The organism is Micromonospora sp. CA-248089 (assembly GCF_050948515.1).
Lineage (GTDB): Bacteria > Actinomycetota > Actinomycetes > Mycobacteriales > Micromonosporaceae > Micromonospora.
In genome coordinates this window covers 709,208-728,138 of record NZ_CP192016.1, presented here as the reverse complement: position 1 = coordinate 728,138, position 18,931 = coordinate 709,208, and the positions used below count along the sequence as shown (strand labels likewise).

Below are 18,931 nucleotides of genomic sequence, written 5' to 3'. Positions count from 1 at the left end.
GCCGCACCGAGGACGCCCGGCGACGGCGCGTGGCACTCTTGATCGGTGGACACCGAAGATCTCGGCCTCTTCGGTCCGGGGTCGGTCACGTGGAAGGTGCACGAGGAACCGATCCTGATCGTCGCCGGCCTGCGCTCGCTCTACCTCCAGGCGCTGCATCCCCGCGCGATGGCCGGCGTCGCACAGAACAGCAACTACCGCACCGACGCCTGGGGCCGGCTGGTCCGCACGGCGAACTACGTGGGCACGACGATCTACGGCACCACCGCCGAGGCGGAGGCGGCCGGGCGACGGCTGCGGACGCGGCACGCCCGGATGCGCGCCACCGACCCGGTCACCGGTGAGGAGTTCCGCATCGACGAGCCGGAGCTGCTGCGCTGGGTGCACGTCACCGAGGTCGAGTCGTTCGTGAGCACCGCCCGGCGGGCCGGTCTGGCGCTCACCGACGACGAGGTGGACGGCTACTACTCCGAGCAGCGCCGGTCGGCGGCCCTGGTCGGGCTGGACCCGGACGACGTACCGGGCACCGCCGCCGAGGTGGCGGACTACTACCGGGACGTGCGCCCGCAGTTGCGGATGACCCGCGAGGCGGCCGAGACCGCGGTGTTCCTGACCGCGCCGCCGATCCCGTGGAAGCTCAGCATGCCGGCGCGGGTCGGACTGAACCTGGGGCCACCGCGCTGGGCGTACTTCGGGATCGCCGCCACCGCGCTGGGGATGCTGCCGCCCTGGGCGTTGCGGCTCTACGGCGGGCTGGGCCTGCCCACCACCGCCCTGTCGGCGGACCTGAGCGCGCGGGCGCTGCGACTGGCGCTGGCCGCGGTGCCCCGGCGCTACCGGGAGGGCCCGCTGCAGCAGGCCGCCAAGGAACGCGCCGCCCGCCTGGCCGCGGCCTGACGGCGACCCGCGTTCACTCCGGGTCGGTGAACCGCTCGACGGCCGACCAGGGCTCCTTGCCGGGGGTCTGCGCGCCGGTCGGGCACGTACGCCGGTAGTCGCACCAGCCGCAGCGCGGACCCGGCTCGGTGGGGAACGCCGTGTCGGGGTCGGCGCCGTCGGCCACCGCGTGCTCGGCGGCCATGATGTCGCGTGCGGTGTCCTCGGCGCGGGTGAGCTGCCGGTGCAGGGACTCCGGCGTGTGCTCGTGGGCGGCGACGGTGCCGGTGGGCAGGTGGTGCAGCTCGACCCGGCGGCACGGCTTGCGGAACACCCGCTCGGCCGCGTACGCGTAGAGCGCGAGCGCCTGCGAGCCGCGCGCGTCGTCGGCGTCGAGCCCGGTGCGGCCGGTCTTGTAGTCGACGATGACCAGCTCGGGCCGCCCGTCCGGGCCGGGACGCGAGTCGATCCGGTCGGTGCGGCCGTTGAAGGCGAGCACCGCGGTCTTCACCGCGACGACCCGTTCCACGCCGACCGGCTCGTCGGCCGGGTCCAGGCCCGCCACGTAGCTCTCGAGCCAGGTCAGGGCCCGCCGGAAGGCGTCGCGCTCCTGCTCGTCGTCGCGGTAGCCCTCGCGGACCCAGGTGCCCTTGAGCAGCGTGCCGAGCACCTCGGGGCGGCGGCGGTCGGGGGCCAGCGCGTACCAGTTCTTCAGCGCGGTGTGGACGCTCGCGCCGAGCGAGTTGTGCGCCCACGGCGGGCCCTTGGGCGGCGCGGGGCGGTCGACGTAGGCGTAGCGGTAGCGGCGGGCGCAGTCCGCGTACGCGCCGAGCTTGCTCGGTGTGCAGACGAACAGGCGCTCCGGCATGCCCTCGAAGCCGAGCTGCTCGGACTGCTCGGTGCGGGGTCGGGGAGCCCGGGAGCCACTGGCTGCTGACTGTCGTCGCACCCGGCAATCCTGCCATCCGGGTACGACACCGGACGGACCCGCTCAGGCGTTGTTGAGGTACTGGGTCACGAACGCGGCGATCGCGTCGGCGATGAGCTGCACGGCGATGGCGGCCAGCAGCAGACCGGCGATCCGGGTCAGCACCTCGATGCCGCCGGGACGCAGCACCTTGACGATGCCGCCGGAGAAGCGCAGCACCACCCAGACGGTCACCATCACGGCGACGATGGCGAGCCCGATGGCGAGGTAGTCGACGGCGCCGCCGGCCTGCTGCACGAACAGCATGGTGGCCACGATGGCGCCCGGCCCGGCCAGCAGCGGGGTGCCGAGCGGCACCAGCGCGATGTTCGAGGTGACCTGCTGGCTCGGGTCGTCCGCCTTGCCGGTCAGCAGCTCCAGCGCGACGAGGATCAGCAGCAGCCCACCCGCCGCCTGGAGGGCGGGCAGGTCGACGTGCAGGTACGCCAGGATCGTCTGCCCCGCCACCGCGAAGATCACGATGACCCCGAGCGCCAGCGCCACGGCCTGCCAGGCGGCCCGGTTCCGGTCACGCGCGGGCAGCGGCCCGGTCAGCGCGAGGAAGATGGGCATCATTCCGGGCGGGTCGACGATCACCAGCAGGGTCACGAAGACCTCGCCGAAGAGCTTGAGATCCACGCGGACACGGTAGCCGTGCCGTCGGATCGCTTCAGCTCGAAGCGACAGGGGTCACCCCGCGGGCCAGCGCGACGATCCGCTCGTACGCCTCGGGCCCTGTGGTGTGCGCGCCGAGCCGGACGGTCTTGTGCGTGCCGTGGAAGTCGGACGAGCCGGTGACCAGCAGTCCCAGGTCGGCGGCGAGCCGGCGGACGTGCGCCCGCTCGGCCGGGTCGTGGTCCTCGTGGTCGGCCTCCAGCCCGGCCAGGCCGGCCGCCGCCAGGTCCGCGACCAGCTCGTCCGGCACGATCCGGCCGCGCCTGCTGGCCTTCGGGTGGGCGAAGACGGGCACGCCGCCCGCCGCCCGCACCAGCGCCACCGCCTGGAACACCTCGATGTCGTCCTTCGGCAGCCGGTACCGCTCGCCGAGCCAGTCCGGCCCGAACGCCTCGGTGGTGGTGGCGACCAGGCCGGCCCGGATCAGCGCCTGCGCGATGTGCGGGCGGCCGACGGTGCCGCCGCCCGCGCCGGCCAGGATCTCCGTCCAGCTCACCGGGATGCCGTCGGCCTGGAGCAGCCGCACGATGCGCTCGCCGCGTTCCTCGCGGGCCCGGCGGACCCGGGCCAGCTCCGCGGCCAGTTCCGGCTCGTCCGGGTCGAACAGGTACGCGAGCAGGTGCAGCGGGAGGGCCGGCTCGACGCCGAACCACCGGCAGGAGATCTCCGCGCCGCGGATCAGGGTGAGCCCGGGCGGCAGGGCGGCGACGGCGGGCGCCCAGCCCGCGGTGGTGTCGTGGTCGGTGAGTGCCACCACGTCGAGCCCGGCATCGGCGGCGGCCCGGACCAGCTCGGCGGGGGTCAGGGTGCCGTCGCTTGCGGTGGAGTGGGTGTGCAGGTCGATGCGGGCCGGGACGCTCACCCGCCCGACGCTACGCCCCGTCCGGCACCGCGGGGACGTCGGCCACCACCACCGGGCGGTCCTCCGGCGCCAGCCCTTCGACGCGCGAGGCCGTCGGCCGGTCACCGGCCAGCACCCGCTCGGGCTTGACCCGGACCAGCCCGCCGGTCGCGTCCACGTGCAACGCCACCCCGGCCCGGGTCCAGGACACGCCGCCGGCCAGCAGCGGGCCGGCCGGGTGGGTCACCGGGCTGGCCGGGTCGCGCAGGTCGACCAGGAGAGCGGTGCGCGACGTGCCGTTGGCGAGCAGCCACCGGCCGTCGAAGGAGACGGCGCCGAGCCCGTCGGTGGCCAGCTTCAGACCGCATCCGGTACGCACCGGGGCGAGGTCGCGTGCCGGGTCCAGCAGGGCCAGGCAGAGTTGCTCGTCCCGCCCGGCGGCGACCAGGCCGACCACCCGGCCGTCGGGCCGCGTGCCGTAGACGGTGCGGACGTCCGGGTTCACCGGGCCCGGCTGCCCGCCCAGCGCGCGGTCCCACACGCTCATCCCGCCGTCGCCGGGCTGCTGGATCAGCACGGCGTCCCCGGCGAATCCGACCGGCACGGCGCCCTCCGGCGCGGCGATCCGGACCGGCGCGATGAGCTGGCCGGCGACCACACCGGCCGCGATCAGGTCCGTGCCGTCCCGCCAGGCGACCTGGCGTCCGTCCGCGGAGACCGCCACCGCGTCCGCGGCGGCGAGCATCACCTGGGGCGTGGCGCCGCTGACCGGCACCCACCAGAGGGTACGGCCGGCGACGGTGGCCGCCGAGGTGAGCAGCCAGCCTTCCTGCTCGTGGATCCGCTGCGCCCGTTCGACGCCGCTCACACCGGTCAGCTGCCGCCGTTCGCCGCCGCTGGTGTCCAGCCGGTCACCGACGAGCAGGTCGAGTTCGGCGCGGACCGGCCCGAACCGGGTGATCGAGGACGGCCCGGCGGTGTCCGGGGACGGGAAGAGGACGGGCGGGTCGCCGAGCACCACAGTGGGCGTGCCGCCGTCGCCGCCCGACGCGCTGAACTGGGCCACTCCGGTCGTGATGAACACGGTGGCGACCCCGGCCAGGGCCAGACCGGTGAGCGTACGCCGCCGGCCCGTGCGCCGCGCCCGGCGCAGGATCTCCCCGGCCGGGTCGACGGGCAGCGGGCGGGGCGTGGCGACGCGGCGGGACAGGGTCTCCCGCAGCGCCCGCTCCAGCTGGTCGTCGCTCACGGGGAATGGACGCTCCGAGCTGCCCGTCCGGTTGTCACCGTGGTGCCGGGTGCCGCTCATCGGCTCTCCGCCGCGATCGGGACGGCGGGACGGACCGCAGTCGCGGGCGGGGCCGGTCGCGGCACCCGGGCGGCGGGCCGCCGCGCAGGGGTACGGGCCGGCTCGCCGCCCCGGGCCGGCGGGACGGACCGGCCGGACGTGGCGGGCGCGGTCGGGGCGGCCGGGTTGGGCGTGGGCGCGTCGGCGGGCGTGGGCAGGCTCAGCGCCGCCTCGGAGCCGAGCCGGCGGCGCAGCGTGTTCAGCGCCCGGGAGGTCTGGCTCTTCACAGTGCCCGGGGAGATCTCCAGCAACGCGGCGGTCTGCGCCTCGGACATGTCCTCGTAGAAGCGCAGCACCAGCACGGCCCGCTGCCGGGCCGGCAGCGCCTGGAGGTGCCGCCAGAGCGCGTCCCGGTCGAGTTGCTGCTCGATCTCGTCGACACCGGCGCGCTCCGGCAGCACCTCGGTGGGGCGCTCGCCGTGCCAGCGGCGCCGCCACCAGCTGGTGGACGTGTTGACCATGACCCGGCGGGCGTACGGCTCGATGGCGTCGATCCCGCCGAGCCGCTTCCAGGCCAGGTAGGTCTTCGTGAGCGCGGTCTGGAGCAGATCCTCGGCGGTGGCCCAGTCACCGGCGAGCAGGTAGGCGGTGCGCAGCAGGGCGCCGGAGCGGGCCGCGACGAACTCGCGGAACTCCTCCTCCAGCGGATCTCTGCTCACCACCACACCCATTCTCCCCCCGTCCTGCCTGGCAGAATGCCACGGCCGGGCCGCCCGGGTCGATGGCGGAAGGTGTGCAGTTCATCCGATGTTCGGACGAAAAGTTTCAGGCTCCGTCGTCGGCCTTGGCCTCGTCGGCCTCCTTGCCCAACCGCGCCTCGACCGCCTGCGGCTCGTACATCTCCTCGACCACACGCAGGTAGAGCTCGTTCGGGTTGGGCAGGTTCTTGATCACCCGGAGCGCCTGTTCCTGGCCGGCCGACTCCAGCACGAACGTGCCGTAGTTGAGGGCACGGCCGGTCGGGCTCTGCTCGTACTTCATGTCGGTGACCCGGGTGAGCGGCATCATCGCGACCTGCCGGGTGATGATCCCGTTGACCACCATGACCCGCTTGTTGGTCAGGATGAACCGGTCGTACCACCAGTCGGCGACCTTCCAGGCGACCCAGCCCATCACGCCGAACCAGAGCAGCACGGCGACGGTGGTCAACGCGCCGACGTCCCGCCCGGCGAGGAAGCCGGACAGGTAGCCGAGCACGAACGTGGCCGCCACGCCGACGATGATCGGGGTGGTGAGGTGGATCCAGTGCCGCTTCCACTCGCCCCGGTAGCGCTCGGTGGGGAAGAGGTAACGCGCCACGAGTGAGCTGGGCTCGTCCTCCAGCGGCAGCACCCGGCGGGGTGCCATGCCGGTGGCGTCGGACCGCAGCCCGGCCAGCTCCTCCTCGGAGATCGGCTGGTCCGGGAAGCCGTCCGGATCGCGCGCCCAGGCCCGGCCGGACCGCCCCTCACCGGCATAGGCGCTGCCGTAGCCGGCGTCGTCCGCGTCCGCGTACGGGCCGGGGCCGTAACCGGCCGGGTCGTCCGGGTCGATCCGGGGGATCGGCTCGGTGTCGCGTTCCCGGCGTGCCCGGTCGGGGTCGTCCGGGTCGAAGGGTGGACCGGAGGGGCTTCCCATGGGCGGCTAGGCGACGAGGTTGGTGAAGAAGTCGCCGAAGCCCTGCGCGATGTCCATGATGCCGCCACCGAGAGACTTGAAGACGTCGGCGGCGGAGTTGGGCCGGTACGCAACAAAGAAGATCAAGAATGCGATGCCGGCCCAGGTGAGGACCTTCTTGACCATAGCGGGCCATCCTCTCGCGCGGCGCCGGGTCCGTTTACCGCAGCGGCACCCAGAGTATCAGCATGGTGTCTTACCGTGAATATCTGCGTCCGCTCCCCGACTCGCCGTGACGGGCCGGTCAGGCCCGCCCGTGCAGATACGGAGACGGTGCGCCGTACACGAGTTCGGGCGGTGTCCACTCGGTGAGGTCGTGCAGCACGACTTCTTCCGCGAGGAGGTGACCCGCACTCGCCGGCCAGGCTATCGCATGGAGCCACATTCCCCGAGCCTCGCCGGCGTACGCGCTTCGATCCGTTTCGGAGCGCACCAGCCACAGTGGAGTCGGGTGCCCCCCCACCCGGATCTTCGCGTGCGGCAACCGCTCGGGATGACCAGGGCCGGGATCGGTGAGCGCCTCCTCCACCTGCGGGCCCGGATCGGGTCCGGGCAGTCCCGCGAAGCGGGATCCGAGACCGACGCCGGGCTCCTCGGCGACGAAGATCAGATCGGCCGGCCCACCGTCCAGGGGGGCCGGTCCGGCACACGCGACCAGGGTGGCCCGGACACCGCCGCGGTCGTCGCCCGCCCAGGCCACGCCGGTGAGCGTCCAGCCCGGAGGCAGCGGCCACGGGCACCACAGCGGCATCCGGAGCCGGCCGGCCGGGTCGGGGTCGGCGGCCATCCGCTCGACCACACTGGCCATGATCTCGGCGCTGATGTGCTCCGGCACGTGCAGCGGCGCGATCGGCCCGCACCGCACGCACCGGTGATCGGCGTGCATCAGGTCCGGCTCGCGCACCGGGCCCGCGCACTTCGGACAACTCACCGCGACAGTCACACCCTCACCGTCGCCCCGGACCGGCGAGGCGTCAAGCGGGGCGGGCCGACGAGCGCGGGATTTCCATCCGGTGGTGGAACCACGCCGAGGTCAGTCGGGCGGCGGGCCGGCGTACGACCGGATCCAGGCGTGCATCGCGATGCCGCTGGCCACGCCCGCGTTGATGGACCGGGTCGAGCCGTACTGGGCGATGGAGAACAGCGCGTCACAGGCCGAGCGGGCCACCGGCGACAGCCCCGGCCCCTCCTGCCCGAACAGGAGCACGCAGCGGCGCGGCAGCACCGCCGTCTCCATCGGCCGGGAGCCGGGCAGGTTGTCGATGCCGACCACCGGCAGCCGCTCGTCGCGCGCCCACGCGACGAACTCCTCGATCGTGGCGTGGTGCCGGACGTGCTGGTAGCGGTCGGTCACCATGGCGCCCCGCCGGTTCCACCGCCGCCGTCCGACGATGTGCACCTCGGCGGCGAGGAAGGCGTTGGCGTTGCGGACCACGGTGCCGATGTTGAAGTCGTGCTGCCAGTTCTCGATCGCCACGTGGAAGTCGTGCCGGCGCCGGTCCAGGTCGGCCACCACCGCCTCGCGCCGCCAGTAGCGGTAGCGGTCCACCACGTTGCGCCGGTCCCCGGTCGCGAGCAGCTCCGGGTCGTAGCGCGGGTCGTCCGGCGGGTCACCGGGCCACGGCCCCACACCCACGTCGAGCTGGTCGTCGGTCACGGTCTGCAGAGGGTACGGCCCGGCGGCGTCATCGGTCAGCGCAGGTCGAGCGCGCCGCCCAGCCGGTCGAGGAAACGCGTGTCGGCGGGACTCGGCACGGTCTCCCCGGTCCGGCACACCCGAGCGGCGACCGACTCCACCCACTGCCGGTACGCCGCCGAGTCGGCCGGATCGGCGCGGCGGCGCAGCACCCGTACCGCGGCCCGGGCGGCGGCCAGCAGGTCGACCAGGTCGGTCAGGCGCTCGTCCCGCTCGGCGGCGCCGTCGTGGCGGGCGTAGATCGCGGCCACCACGGCGCGGACGAGATCGCTGTCGAAGGCCCGCCCGGCGGCCACCGCGTCCAGCCCGGCCAGGCCGGCGGCGACGCCGCGCGGCGGACGACCGGGACCGGGTGAGGCGGCGGCGACGAGGACGCGGCCCGGCAGGTCGGTCAGCAGGTCCCACTCCGCCGCGGAGTAGGCGGCGGTGGTGAGCGGCGCGGCGCGGCGGCCGGCGGAAGGCGGCTCTCCGGCTACGGAGTGGCTCATCGGCAACCTCCAGCCCGAGCATAAGCCCCCGGACGAGGTCCGGGCCCCGTCCCCGCCGAACGGAGAACGAGGCCCGGTGAGCCGGGGAGACGCGAGGTCAGCGCGGCTCGGGGAAGCTGGGACGCTCCGGGTCGACGCCGGCCGGGACGGCGGCGGCCGCGTACTCCTTCTTGGGGACCATGACCTTGCGGCGGAACACGCAGACGAGCGTGCCGTCCTGGTTGTAGCCGCGGGTCTCGACCGCCACCACGCCACGGTCGGGCTTCGAGGCCGACTCCCGCTTGTCCAGCACCGTCGTCTCGCCGTAGATGGTGTCGCCGTGGAAGGTCGGCGCGACATGGCGCAGCGACTCGATCTCCAGGTTGGCGATCGCCTTGCCGCTGACGTCCGGTACGGACATGCCCAGCAGCAGCGAGTAGATGTAGTTGCCGACCACCACGTTGCGCTTGAACTGCGAGGCGGACTCGGCGTAGTGCGCGTCCATGTGCAGCGGGTGGTGGTTCATGGTGAGCAGGCAGAAGAGGTGGTCGTCGTACTCGGTGACCGTCTTGCCCGGCCAGTGCCGGTAGACCGCGCCGACCTCGAACTCCTCGTAGTAGCGGCCGAACTGCATCCTTGTCCCCTTCACGGGCGGCGATGGAGTTCGGCACAGCATGCCTTATCGCTTGTTAAGGCGAGGAGCGGGGCGTTCGCCCGGCGGAAATGTCACACCGGGGGTCCACCGAGGTCTGGACGCAATGAGCGGCGGGGCCCTCCCCGGCACCCGCCGCCCACGCTCTGATGCGAAGAATTCTGCCGTACGACCACCCGCCGCCAACAGAGACGGAGGTCACATTTATCTTTTCGTAACACTACTCAGAGTAATCGACGCGAGGTCGGTAAGCGATCTCCGCAGGCAGGATAGATGCTCGTCAAGGCCAAAGTTACCGATACGTAGCCGCAACTGAGCGTGATCTCCTTGGAAACGCTCCCATCACGTCCCGTCACGCAAGTGCGGCGTGCATTTGCGTTCCGCACGGGCGGAGGGAACAGATGGTGTTCGATGTGCCCAGGGTCACCATCCGGGCGCTCAGCGTTTCGTCACCCGCACGGCGGGAATTCGGACGGACCGACCCTGGTTCCACCGGACGTACGACAATCCGCGGTGATCGGAGAGAGCAAATGGCAACGGTTGAGCTGACCACGGCCAACTTTGACGAGGTGACCGGGCGCGACGGGATCGTCCTGCTCGACTTCTGGGCGGACTGGTGCGGCCCGTGCAAGCGCTTCGCCCCGGTCTACGAGCGCTCCTCGGAGAAGCACCCGGACATCGCCTTCGGCAAGGTCGACACCGAGGCGCAGCAGGAGCTGGCGGTGAAGTTCAACATCAGCTCCATCCCGACGATCATGGCAATCCGTGACGGCGTGATCGTCTTCGCCCAGCCGGGCGCGCTGCCAGAGTCGGCGCTGGAGAACCTCATCGAGCAGGTCCAGGCGCTGGACATGGACGACGTCCGCAAGAAGCTGGCCGAGCACAACCACTGACGTTCCACACGCCGCCGGCCGATCCCACCCGGGACCGGCCGGCGGCGTTCTCGCGCCCGCCGGACCGGCGGGACGGACAGTGAGGAATGGCCGACTGAGGGACACTTTCGGCCGCTTCACTCCCGTATCGTCACCACGCGATGGAGACCTTGACCGCCCGCGGGCGCGCGGTCCGAGTAGGGGTCACCCTGCTCGGCCTGGCGCTGCTGCTCCTGGGCACCGTGCGCGGCACCGACGACGACTTCCCGTTCGGGCCGTTCCGGATGTACTCCACCTCCGACCCACCGAACGCGCCCGCCCCGGACACCCGGGTCGAGGGCGTGGACCGCACCGGCGCGGTGGTCCCGCTCGGCCAGGAGGCCACCGGCATCCGCCGCGCCGAGATCGAGGGCCAGCAGGGCCGGTACGCCGCCGACCCGAGCCTGCTGCGGACCGTCGCCGACGCGTACGCCGAACGCCACCCCGGCGCCCCCGACCTGGTCGAGGTGCGCATCGTCATCCGCTGGTTCGACATCCAGGGCGGCCGCCCGACCGGCAAGTGGACCGACGAGACAGCCGTGCGCTGGGAGACCGGCGGATGACCGCCTGGCTGACCGAGGCGGTCCCGCGCGGCCGGATCGCCGCCTTCCGCACCCTGGTCTACCTCTTCGTCGCCGCCGACCTGGTGATCTTCACCCCCTGGGTACGCACCCGGGTCGACGTACCCGGCGACCTCTACCAGCCGCTGCTCGTCGGGCGGCTGCTCCCGCTGCCCACCCCCACCCCCGCCCTGGTCGGCGTGGTGTTCTGGGCGCTGCTGGTCACCGCGCTGCTCGCCGCCACCGGCCGGGCGCACCGGCTGCTCGGCTGGACGGTCTTCGCGCTGTACTTCGAGTGGATGATCGTGGCGATGAGCTACGGCAAGGTCGACCACGACCGGTTCGCGCTCCTGGTGGCGCTGGCCGTGCTGCCCACCGCCGGCCGCGCCCGGCACGGCGATCCGACCCGTACCGAGGCGGGCGGCTGGGCGCTGCGGGTCACCCAGATCTCGGTCATCTGCACGTACTTCCTCGCCGCCTGGGCCAAGTTCCGCTTCGGCGGATGGGACTGGGCGAACGGCTCGGTGCTGGCCCGGGCGATCATCCGGCGCGGCACCGACCTCGCCGACCTGATCGCGCAGGTGCCGCACCTGCTGATCGTGGCGCAGTTCGGCATCCTCGCGTTCGAGTTGCTCAGCCCGCTGGTGTTCGTGCTGCCGTCGCGGTGGCGGACGACGACCGTCGGCTTCTTCTACTCGTTCCACCTGGTGACCATCGCGACGATCACCATCTCGTTCGCGCCGCACCTGGTGGCGATGACCAGTTTCCTGGCGCTGGAGAAGGTCCGCCCGGTGGTGTTCGTCAGGCGCCTGCTCGGCCGCCCGCCGCCCGCCGCGCCCACGTCGCCGGCGACGGCGCCGCTCTCTCCCGCGCCGGCCCCGTCCTCGACCGCCTGAGCACCGGCACGCAGCCGCTCAGGCGGTCGGCCCCGGACGGCCGGTCGGCCCGTACAGCCGTTCCCGGGCCTCCTGGGGCAACGCGCAGGCGGCGGTGCCGCCCGGCATGCGGTGCCGGTTGCGGGCCACCCAGCGGTACGCGGGCCAGGCCGCCGCGCGGACCGGCGCGAGGCGCAGCCCGGCCCCGGCGAACCGCCAGAGCGGCCCGCTGTCGCCGAGCAGCCGGGCGATGGCGTCCGGCCCGGCGGCGCGGGAGCCGTCGGCGCCCACCCACTGGACCGCCTCCTCGCACTCGGCCTCCGTCAGGCCCAGCGCCGCCAGGTCGGCGAACTGCCACGGCACCACCCGGGCGCCGGTCGGGATGCGACGCTCGATGAACTGCGCGCAACTGGTGCAGAAGGCGCAGTCGCCGTCGTAGACGAAGGTCGACGTCTTCATGCCACCATCCTGCACCCGTCCCGGGCGCGGCGGCGCGCGGTGTCCGGAGCGTCACTTGCGCTTTGTTCGTACACATGTTCGAATGGGGTCCATGCGCTGGGACAACCTCTCCGCTCCCCCGGACGAGGGGACTCCCGATCGGGCGGCGCCGGCGGCTCCACCCCTGCCGCTGGCGCTGCCCGGCGCCGTCACCCGCACCTTCGACACGCCGGACTTCGCCGGCATGACCTTCTACGAGGTCCACGCCAAGTCGATCATCAACCGGGTGCCCGGCGAGTCACGGGTGCCGTTCGAGTGGACGATCAACCCCTACCGGGGTTGCTCGCACGCCTGCGTCTACTGCCTGGGCGGTGACACCCCGATCCTGATGGCCGACGGCCGCACCAAGGCGATCAGCGATCTGGAGCCCGGCGACCGCATCTACGGCACCGCGCGGCGCGGCGCCTACCGCCACTACGTCGTCACCACCGTGCTCGACAAGTGGTCCACTGTGAAGCGGGCCCACCGGGTCACGCTGGCCGACGGCACCACGCTCGTCGCCAGCGGCGACCACCGGTTCCTGACCGAACGCGGCTGGAAGCACGTCACCGGCACCATGCGCGGCGGCGGGCGCCGTCCCCACCTGACCACCCGCAACCGTCTGCTGGGCACCGGCCGGTTCGCGGTGGCGCCGAAGCGCTCGGCCGACTACCGCATGGGTTACCTGCACGCCCTGATCCGCGACGACGACCGGGCCGGCGCCCGGTTCCGGCTGGCCACCGCCGAGGCGGAGGCGCTGGACCGGGCCGAGCGCTACCTGACCGACGCGGGGGTCACCGTCGAGCGGGCCACCGTCGCCCGGGTCGGCCGCCGGGCGACGACCACTGTGGTACGCACAGCCGGCCCGGCCGAGGTGGTCACCGGGTTGTTCGAGCCACCCGACGAGACGACTGACGACTGGGCGCTCGGCTACCTGGCCGGCATGTTCGACGCCACCGGGACGTGCCACCGGGGCGTGTTCCGGATCAGCGTCGCCGACGACGGGAGCCAGGCCCGCGCCGCCGGGGCGCTGGACCGTTTCGGCTTCACGTGGGCGCTCGACGTGCCGGGTGCACGGGGCGCGGCGCGTCAGCTCCGGCTGACCGGCGGGCTGCCCGAGCGGCTGCGCTTCTTCCACCTCACCGACCCGGCCGTCACGGCCCGGCGCTCGATCGAGGGCATGGCGCTCAAGTGCGCGGCGCGACTCCAGGTGACCGCCGTCGAGGATCTCGGCCTCGACCTTCCGCTGTGGGACATCACCACGGGCACCGGCGACTTCATCGCCAACGGCGTGGTCAGCCACAACTGCTTCGCCCGCAATACACACACCTATCTCGACCTCGACCCGGGCGCGGACTTCGACCGCAAGGTGATCGTCAAGGTCAACGCAGGCGAGCTGGTCCGCCGTGAGCTGGCCGCCCCACGCTGGCGCGGCGCGCATGTCGCCATGGGCACCAACGTGGACTGTTACCAGCGGGCCGAGGGCCGCTACCGCCTGATGCCGCCGATCATCGAGGCGCTGCGCGACTTCGCGAACCCGTTCTCCATCCTGACCAAGGGCACCCTGCTGCTGCGCGACCTGCCGCTGTTGCGTCAGGCGGCCGAGGTGACACGGGTCGGGCTGTCGTACTCGGTGGGGTTCGTGGACGAGACACTCTGGCGTGCGGCCGAGCCGGGTACGCCGAGTCCGCGCCGCCGCTTGGACGCGGTCCGCCGGCTCACCGACGCCGGATTCTCCGTCGGCGTGCTGATGGCGCCGATCCTGCCCGGTCTCAGCGACGACGAGGAGTCGATCGACGCCACGGTCGCGGCCGTCGCCGCCTCCGGAGCGGCGAGCGTGACGCCGCTACCGCTGCACCTGCGGCCCGGCGCCCGTGAGTGGTACGCGCGCTGGCTGGCCCGGGAGTTCCCCCATCTGGTCCCCCGCTACCGGCAGCTCTACCAGGCCGGCTCGTACGCGCCGCAGGCGTACCAGCGGGAGGTGACAGCGCGGGTACGGATGGCGGCACGCCGGCACGGGCTGCACCGGGGCGAGAACGGCGACAATCGCCGGCTACCGGAGACCCCGCCGCCCGCCCCGGCCGCGGAACAGCTCTCCCTGCTCTAGCGGGGAGAACCCGCACCGGCGGGGCTAGTCTCGGGGAATGCGTTCCGCTCAGCAGATCCTCGCCGACTCCGCCGTGATCGCCGTCGTGGGCGCCTCCCGTGATCCGGGCAAGGCCGCACACCGCGTGCCGCTGGAGATGCAGCGGCACGGTTGGCGGATCATCCCGGTCAACCCGACGGTGGACGAGTTGTTCGGCGAGAAGGCGTACCCGACGCTGGCCGACATCCCGCACCCGGTCGACCTGGTCGACGTGTTCCGTCCGGCCCGGGACGCGGTCGACGTGGTCCGGCAGGCGGTGGCGATCGGCGCCCCGGCGGTGTGGTTGCAGCTCGGGATCTTCTCAAACGAGGCGCGCCGGATCGCCGAGGAGGCCGGCCTCGACTACGTCGAGGACAGGTGCCTCATCGTGGAGCGGGCCGCTGCCGGACTGACCCGGCGCGCCTGACCGGTTCGCGCTACTGCTTGTACTGCTTGAGCAGGCCGCGCGAGATGATCGTCTTCTGGATCTCCGAGGTGCCCTCGCCGATCAGCAGGAACGGCGCCTCGCGCATCAGGCGCTCGATCTCGTACTCCTTGGAGTAGCCGTAGCCGCCGTGGATCCGGAACGCCTCCTGGACCACCTCGGCGCAGTACTCGGACGCGAGCAGCTTCGCCATGCCAGCCTCGACGTCGTTGCGCTGGCCGGCGTCCTTGAGCCGGGCCGCGTTGACCATGAGCGCGTGCGCGGCCTCGATCTTCGTACCCATCTCGGCGAGCTTGAACGCGACGGCCTGGTGCTTGGCGAGCGGCTGGCCGAAGGTGTGGCGCTGCTGGGCGTACGCGACGGCCAGCTCGAACGCCCGGATCGAGATGCCGCAGGCGCGGGCGGCGACGTTGACCCGGCCGACCTCGATGCCGTCCATCATCTGGTAGAAGCCACGGCCGACCTTGTCCTCGCCGCCGAGCACGGCGGAGGCGGGCACCGTGACGCCGTCGAGCACCATCTCGGTGGTCTCGACGCCCTTGTAGCCCATCTTGTCGATCTTGCCGGGGATGGTGAGGCCGGGCGCGGTCTCACCGAAGCCGGGCTCCTTCTCCAGCAGGAAGGTGCTCATGTTGCCGTAGACCGATTCGGCCCCGGTGTCGGTCTTGACCAGGGTGGCCACCACCGACGAGTACGCGCCGTTCGTCAGCCACATCTTCTGGCCGTTGAGGACGTAGTTGTCGCCGTCGCGGACGGCCTTCGACTTGATCGCCGAGACGTCCGAGCCGCACTCGGGCTCCGACATCGAGAACGCGCCGCGCACCTCACCGGTGGCCATCCGGGGCAGCAGCCGGGCCTTCTGGTCGGCCGAGCCGTGCTGGGAGATCAGGTACGCCACGATGAAGTGGGTGTTGACGATGCCGGAGATCGACATCCAGCCCCGGGACAGCTCCTCGACCACGAGGGCGTAGGTCAGCAGGGACTCGCCCAGGCCGCCGTACTCCTCGTCGATGGTGAGGCCGAACAGCCCCATCTCACGCATGCCGTCGAGGATGTCGCTCGGGTACTCGTCGGCGTGCTCCAGCCGCTGCGCGTGCGGGATGATCTCCTTGTCGGCGAACTCCCGGACGGTTTCCAGGATCGACCGCTGCACGTCGGTCAGTCCGGGTGTCTGGGCGAGTCGGGCCATCTCAGCCTCCGGGGTCGGCGCCTTACTCATGGGTAACTGAACGCTCGGTCAGTATCGGCCCCGGGACCGGCCCCGCCAAGGTGACCAGTCCACACAACCGCTGTGAAAAGGTTCACCGCTGCGGGTAGCGTCCGCAAGTAAGAGGGCCGTTGACCTGGGGGAAGGGGCGCTGGTGACCGACGAGCAGCCACCGTCGCCGTACGAGCCGCCGTCGCACGGCCAGCCGTACGGGCAGCCGCAGTACGGCCAGCAGCACCCGCAGTGGGGCCAGCAACCGCCGTACGCGCCGCAGCCGCCCTACGGCCAGTACGGGCCGCCCGGCCAGGGGCCGGGACCCCGTGGCACGAACGTGCTCGCCATCCTGTCGCTCGTCTTCGCGTTCGTCTTCGCGCCCGCCGGCATCGTCTGCGGCCACCTGGCGAAGCGGCAGATCCGGCAGACCGGCGAGGACGGCGACCAGCTCGCCAACTGGGGCCTGATCCTCAGCTACATCTTCACCGTGATCGGCATCCTGGTCTGCTGCGGCTGGATCGGGCTGGCGTTCTGGGCCAACTCCGACACCAGCACCTACTGACGGTCAGCGGAACTGCGCCTCCCGGACGCTGTTGCCGCCGTCGACCACGAGCATCTGCCCGGTGATGTACGAGGCGGCCGGCGAGCAGAGGAACGCGATCGCCGCGGCCACCTCGTCCGGCGTGCCGGGACGCCCGACCGGCGTACCGAGGCCCTGCTTGATCTCCGCCATCGTGGACGCCGCCGTGTGGATGATGCCGGGCGCCACCGCGTTCACGGTCACCCCGTCGGCGATCATCTCCATCGCCAGCGCCCGGGTCAGCCCGACCACGCCGGCCTTGGCCGCAGCGTAGGCCGCCTCGGTGGGCAGCGCGTTGACCGGCCCGGCGGTGGCGGCCAGGTTGACGATCCGGCCCCAGCCCCGCTCGGCCATGCCGCCGATGAACGCCCGGCTGCACAGGAACGCGGTGGTCAGGTTGCGGTCGATCTCGCCACGCCACTCGTCGTACGTCAGCTGGGCCACCGGCCGCAGCACCTCCGGGCTGGCCCGGCTGGCCAGGCCCGCGTTGTTCACCAGCACCTCCACGTCGCCGAGCTGCTCGGCCACCGCGTCGGCGAGCGCGCCCACCTCCGACTCGTCGGTGAGGTCGGCGACGAAACCGGTGACGCCCAGCTCGCCCGCGCGTTCGTGGATGCGCCGGGTGGTGGACACGATCGCCACCCGGGCGCCCAGGTCGGACAGCCGGCGCGCGGTCGCGTACCCGATGCCGTCCGGGCTGCCCGCGCCGGTCACCAGCGCGACCCGGCCGTCCAGGCGCATGGTGGCCGGTTCCGGCAGCGGCGCCGGCCGTTCGGAGTCGGCGGGGCCGACCGGCTCGCCGCCGCGCGGGCGCCGCACCGACCCCGGCCGGCTCATGTCCCGTCGTGACCGACCCCCACGCGCGTCAAGTGCCATGCCGAGGATCCTGCCCGGTGCCGACCCCACGGGCAACGCGGTGGCCGGAAAGGGGACGTCCGTGTCGCGCGCCGGGTGGCTACCCTGAGCGCGACCACGTACCTGGAGATGATCAGATGACCTATCCCCCACCGTCCGGTGGCTGGCAGGACCCGTTGGCGGCCGGACAGCAGTCGAGCCCGCCGGCCGACCCGATGACGCCGATGGCCGGCAACCCCATCCCGACCCAGCCCACCTCGGCGGACCCGTACGCGTCTCCCGACCCGTACGCCGGCATGAAGTCCGCCGACCCGTACGCGGCGGCCGGTTACCCGCCGGGCGCCTATGCGCAGCCCGGCGGGTACCCGTCCCCGGCTGGTTACCCCGGATACGGGTACGCGCCCGGCCCGAAGCAGAACGGCCTGGCCATCGGCGCGATGATCGTCTCGATCATCGGGGCGCTCGGCCTCTGCGGTTACGGCCTCGGCGGCTACATCGGCCTGGTGGGCGCGATCCTCGGCCACGTGTCCCGTAAGCAGATCAGGGAACGCGGCGAGGGCGGCGAGGGATTCGCCACCGCGGGCATCATCGTCGGCTGGATCTCCACCGCGCTGGCCGTGCTGGCCACCGCCGCCTTCGTGATCCTCATCATCTGGGCGGCCAACCAGGACTCGTCCGGCTACGGCAGCACGAACTACTGAAACCCGGCGGGCCGCCCCGCGAACTCGGGGCGGCCCGGGCCGGTCACTCCGAGGGCGGGGTGAACGAGGACGTACGGGCCATGCCGGCGGCACGGCCCTTCGCGGCGATCACCAGCGCCATCTTGCGGGACGCCTCGTCGATCATCTCGTCGCCGAGCATCACCGCGCCGAGCTTCCCGCCCGCCTCCGAGGTGTAGTAGTCGTACGCGTCGAGGATCAGCTCGGCGTGGTCGTAGTCGGCCTGCGCCGGGGAGTAGACCTCGTTCGCGGCGTCGATCTGGCCGGGGTGCAGCACCCACTTGCCGTCGAAGCCCAGCGCCGCCGAGCGCTTCGCCACCTCGCGGAACGCGTCCACGTCCCGGATCTGCAGGAACGGACCGTCGATGGCCTGCTTGTCGTGCATCCGCGCGGCCATCAGGATGCGCATCAGGATGTAGTGGTACGGGTCACCCGGGTAGTCCGGAATCAGCGCGCCGACCACCAGCGACTTCATGTTGATCGAGGCCATGAAGTCGGCCGGGCCGAAGATGATCGTCTCGACCCGGGGCGAGGCGCCCGCGATGGCGTCGACGTTCACCAGCCCGGCCGCGTTCTCGATCTGCGCCTCGATGCCGATCCGGCCCACCTCAAGGCCGAGCGTCTTCTCGATCTGGGTGAGCAGCAGGTCCAGCCAGTGCACCTGCTCGGCGTTCTGCACCTTCGGCAGCATGATGCAGTCCAGGTTCGCCCCGGCGCCCTCGACCACCTCGATGACGTCCCGGTAGGTCCACGGCGTGGTCAGGTCGTTCACCCGCACCACGCGGGTCTTGCCCGCCCAGTCGCCCTCGTTGAGCGCGGCCACGATGTTCTTGCGCGCGTCCGGCTTCGCCAGCGGGGCGACCGCGTCCTCCAGGTCCAGGAAGACCTGGTCGGCGGGGAGGCCCTGGGCCTTGCCGAGCATTTTGACGCTGGAGCCGGGTACCGCCAGGCACGATCGGCGGGGGCGACCGACAGCGGTCATGGATGCGCTCCTTCCAGCGTCCG

23 protein-coding genes are annotated in these 18,931 nt (G+C 72.5%); 8 read left to right on the top strand and 15 right to left on the bottom strand.

Going from position 1 to position 18,931, the window contains the following annotated elements; genetic code table 11:
* Positions 1-45: 45 nt before the first annotated feature.
* Positions 46-897, top strand: coding sequence for an oxygenase MpaB family protein (locus ACQP26_RS03655; protein ID WP_433494945.1), 852 nt, complete (start codon positions 46-48; stop codon positions 895-897).
* A gap of 13 nt (positions 898-910) precedes the next feature.
* Here ACQP26_RS03655 and ACQP26_RS03650 read toward each other — a convergent pair whose 3' ends face one another.
* The 11 genes from ACQP26_RS03650 to ACQP26_RS03600 all read right to left on the bottom strand — a co-directional run bounded on the left by ACQP26_RS03650 (position 911) and on the right by ACQP26_RS03600 (position 9,160).
* Entirely contained in the window at positions 911-1,744 is an 834-nt protein-coding gene (locus tag ACQP26_RS03650) for a RecB family exonuclease (RefSeq protein WP_269706929.1), read from the bottom strand.
* Between the two features lie 123 nt (positions 1,745-1,867).
* Positions 1,868-2,482: a MarC family protein gene (locus ACQP26_RS03645; protein WP_269702423.1), complete on the bottom strand. Its 615-nt coding sequence runs from the start codon at positions 2,480-2,482 to the stop codon at positions 1,868-1,870.
* Positions 2,483-2,513: 31 nt separating this feature from the next.
* Complete coding sequence (locus ACQP26_RS03640; RefSeq protein WP_269702425.1) at positions 2,514-3,380, bottom strand: PHP domain-containing protein; 867 nt, start codon at positions 3,378-3,380, stop codon at positions 2,514-2,516.
* 10 nt (positions 3,381-3,390) lie between these two features.
* Positions 3,391-4,608, bottom strand: coding sequence for a hypothetical protein (locus tag ACQP26_RS03635; protein WP_433494944.1), 1,218 nt, complete (start codon positions 4,606-4,608; stop codon positions 3,391-3,393).
* A gap of 56 nt (positions 4,609-4,664) precedes the next feature.
* Complete coding sequence (locus ACQP26_RS03630) at positions 4,665-5,366, bottom strand: SigE family RNA polymerase sigma factor (protein ID WP_433494943.1); 702 nt, start codon at positions 5,364-5,366, stop codon at positions 4,665-4,667.
* A gap of 106 nt (positions 5,367-5,472) precedes the next feature.
* A complete protein-coding gene (locus ACQP26_RS03625) occupies positions 5,473-6,324 on the bottom strand; it encodes a PH domain-containing protein (RefSeq protein WP_269702430.1) in 852 nt (283 codons plus the stop codon).
* 6 nt (positions 6,325-6,330) lie between these two features.
* Positions 6,331-6,489 (bottom strand): hypothetical protein, encoded by a 159-nt coding sequence (locus tag ACQP26_RS03620; protein ID WP_013283898.1) that lies wholly within the window; start codon positions 6,487-6,489, stop codon positions 6,331-6,333.
* Positions 6,490-6,607: 118 nt separating this feature from the next.
* A complete protein-coding gene (locus ACQP26_RS03615; RefSeq protein ID WP_332367305.1) occupies positions 6,608-7,306 on the bottom strand; it encodes a DUF6758 family protein in 699 nt (232 codons plus the stop codon).
* 90 nt (positions 7,307-7,396) lie between these two features.
* Positions 7,397-8,020 (bottom strand): TrmH family RNA methyltransferase, encoded by a 624-nt coding sequence (locus ACQP26_RS03610; RefSeq protein ID WP_269702431.1) that lies wholly within the window; start codon positions 8,018-8,020, stop codon positions 7,397-7,399.
* Positions 8,021-8,055: 35 nt separating this feature from the next.
* Positions 8,056-8,547: a hypothetical protein gene (locus tag ACQP26_RS03605; protein ID WP_433494942.1), complete on the bottom strand. Its 492-nt coding sequence runs from the start codon at positions 8,545-8,547 to the stop codon at positions 8,056-8,058.
* Between the two features lie 97 nt (positions 8,548-8,644).
* A complete protein-coding gene (locus ACQP26_RS03600) occupies positions 8,645-9,160 on the bottom strand; it encodes a MaoC family dehydratase (protein WP_433494941.1) in 516 nt (171 codons plus the stop codon).
* Positions 9,161-9,708: 548 nt separating this feature from the next.
* Between ACQP26_RS03600 and trxA the strand changes: the two genes are divergently transcribed.
* From trxA to ACQP26_RS03585, 3 genes are all read left to right on the top strand, one after another.
* On the top strand, positions 9,709-10,071 hold the full coding sequence (gene trxA, locus ACQP26_RS03595; RefSeq protein WP_269702434.1) for a thioredoxin: 363 nt from the start codon (positions 9,709-9,711) through the stop codon (positions 10,069-10,071).
* A 140-nt stretch (positions 10,072-10,211) separates the two neighbouring features.
* Positions 10,212-10,652 carry a hypothetical protein gene (locus ACQP26_RS03590; RefSeq protein ID WP_269702436.1) on the top strand — a complete coding sequence of 147 codons (441 nt, stop codon included), beginning with the start codon at positions 10,212-10,214 and terminating at the stop codon, positions 10,650-10,652.
* Positions 10,649-11,545 carry an MFS transporter permease gene (locus ACQP26_RS03585; RefSeq protein WP_433494940.1) on the top strand — a complete coding sequence of 299 codons (897 nt, stop codon included), beginning with the start codon at positions 10,649-10,651 and terminating at the stop codon, positions 11,543-11,545. The genes ACQP26_RS03590 and ACQP26_RS03585 overlap by 4 nt, the downstream gene beginning before the upstream one ends.
* An 18-nt stretch (positions 11,546-11,563) precedes the next feature.
* Here ACQP26_RS03585 and ACQP26_RS03580 read toward each other — a convergent pair whose 3' ends face one another.
* Positions 11,564-11,983, bottom strand: a complete 420-nt coding sequence (locus tag ACQP26_RS03580; RefSeq protein WP_433494939.1) for a thiol-disulfide oxidoreductase DCC family protein — start codon at positions 11,981-11,983, stop codon at positions 11,564-11,566.
* Between ACQP26_RS03580 and ACQP26_RS03575 the strand changes: the two genes are divergently transcribed.
* A complete protein-coding gene (locus tag ACQP26_RS03575) occupies positions 11,982-14,108 on the top strand; it encodes an intein-containing Rv2578c family radical SAM protein (RefSeq protein WP_433494938.1) in 2,127 nt (708 codons plus the stop codon). The genes ACQP26_RS03580 and ACQP26_RS03575 overlap by 2 nt on opposite strands.
* 37 nt (positions 14,109-14,145) lie before the next feature.
* Positions 14,146-14,553: a CoA-binding protein gene (locus tag ACQP26_RS03570; protein ID WP_433494937.1), complete on the top strand. Its 408-nt coding sequence runs from the start codon at positions 14,146-14,148 to the stop codon at positions 14,551-14,553.
* Between the two features lie 10 nt (positions 14,554-14,563).
* Here ACQP26_RS03570 and ACQP26_RS03565 read toward each other — a convergent pair whose 3' ends face one another.
* Positions 14,564-15,760: an acyl-CoA dehydrogenase family protein gene (locus ACQP26_RS03565; RefSeq protein ID WP_433494936.1), complete on the bottom strand. Its 1,197-nt coding sequence runs from the start codon at positions 15,758-15,760 to the stop codon at positions 14,564-14,566.
* Between the two features lie 172 nt (positions 15,761-15,932).
* Between ACQP26_RS03565 and ACQP26_RS03560 the strand changes: the two genes are divergently transcribed.
* Positions 15,933-16,334 carry a DUF4190 domain-containing protein gene (locus ACQP26_RS03560; protein WP_269702443.1) on the top strand — a complete coding sequence of 134 codons (402 nt, stop codon included), beginning with the start codon at positions 15,933-15,935 and terminating at the stop codon, positions 16,332-16,334.
* A 3-nt stretch (positions 16,335-16,337) separates the two neighbouring features.
* On the opposite strand, the gene ACQP26_RS03555 is transcribed toward ACQP26_RS03560, so the two are convergent.
* Positions 16,338-17,228 carry an SDR family NAD(P)-dependent oxidoreductase gene (locus ACQP26_RS03555; protein ID WP_433494935.1) on the bottom strand — a complete coding sequence of 297 codons (891 nt, stop codon included), beginning with the start codon at positions 17,226-17,228 and terminating at the stop codon, positions 16,338-16,340.
* A 116-nt stretch (positions 17,229-17,344) separates the two neighbouring features.
* Between ACQP26_RS03555 and ACQP26_RS03550 the strand changes: the two genes are divergently transcribed.
* Positions 17,345-17,908 carry a DUF4190 domain-containing protein gene (locus tag ACQP26_RS03550; protein ID WP_433494934.1) on the top strand — a complete coding sequence of 188 codons (564 nt, stop codon included), beginning with the start codon at positions 17,345-17,347 and terminating at the stop codon, positions 17,906-17,908.
* Between the two features lie 43 nt (positions 17,909-17,951).
* Here ACQP26_RS03550 and ACQP26_RS03545 read toward each other — a convergent pair whose 3' ends face one another.
* Positions 17,952-18,908, bottom strand: a complete 957-nt coding sequence (locus ACQP26_RS03545) for an HpcH/HpaI aldolase/citrate lyase family protein (protein ID WP_433494933.1) — start codon at positions 18,906-18,908, stop codon at positions 17,952-17,954.
* Positions 18,909-18,931: the final 23 nt, after the last annotated feature.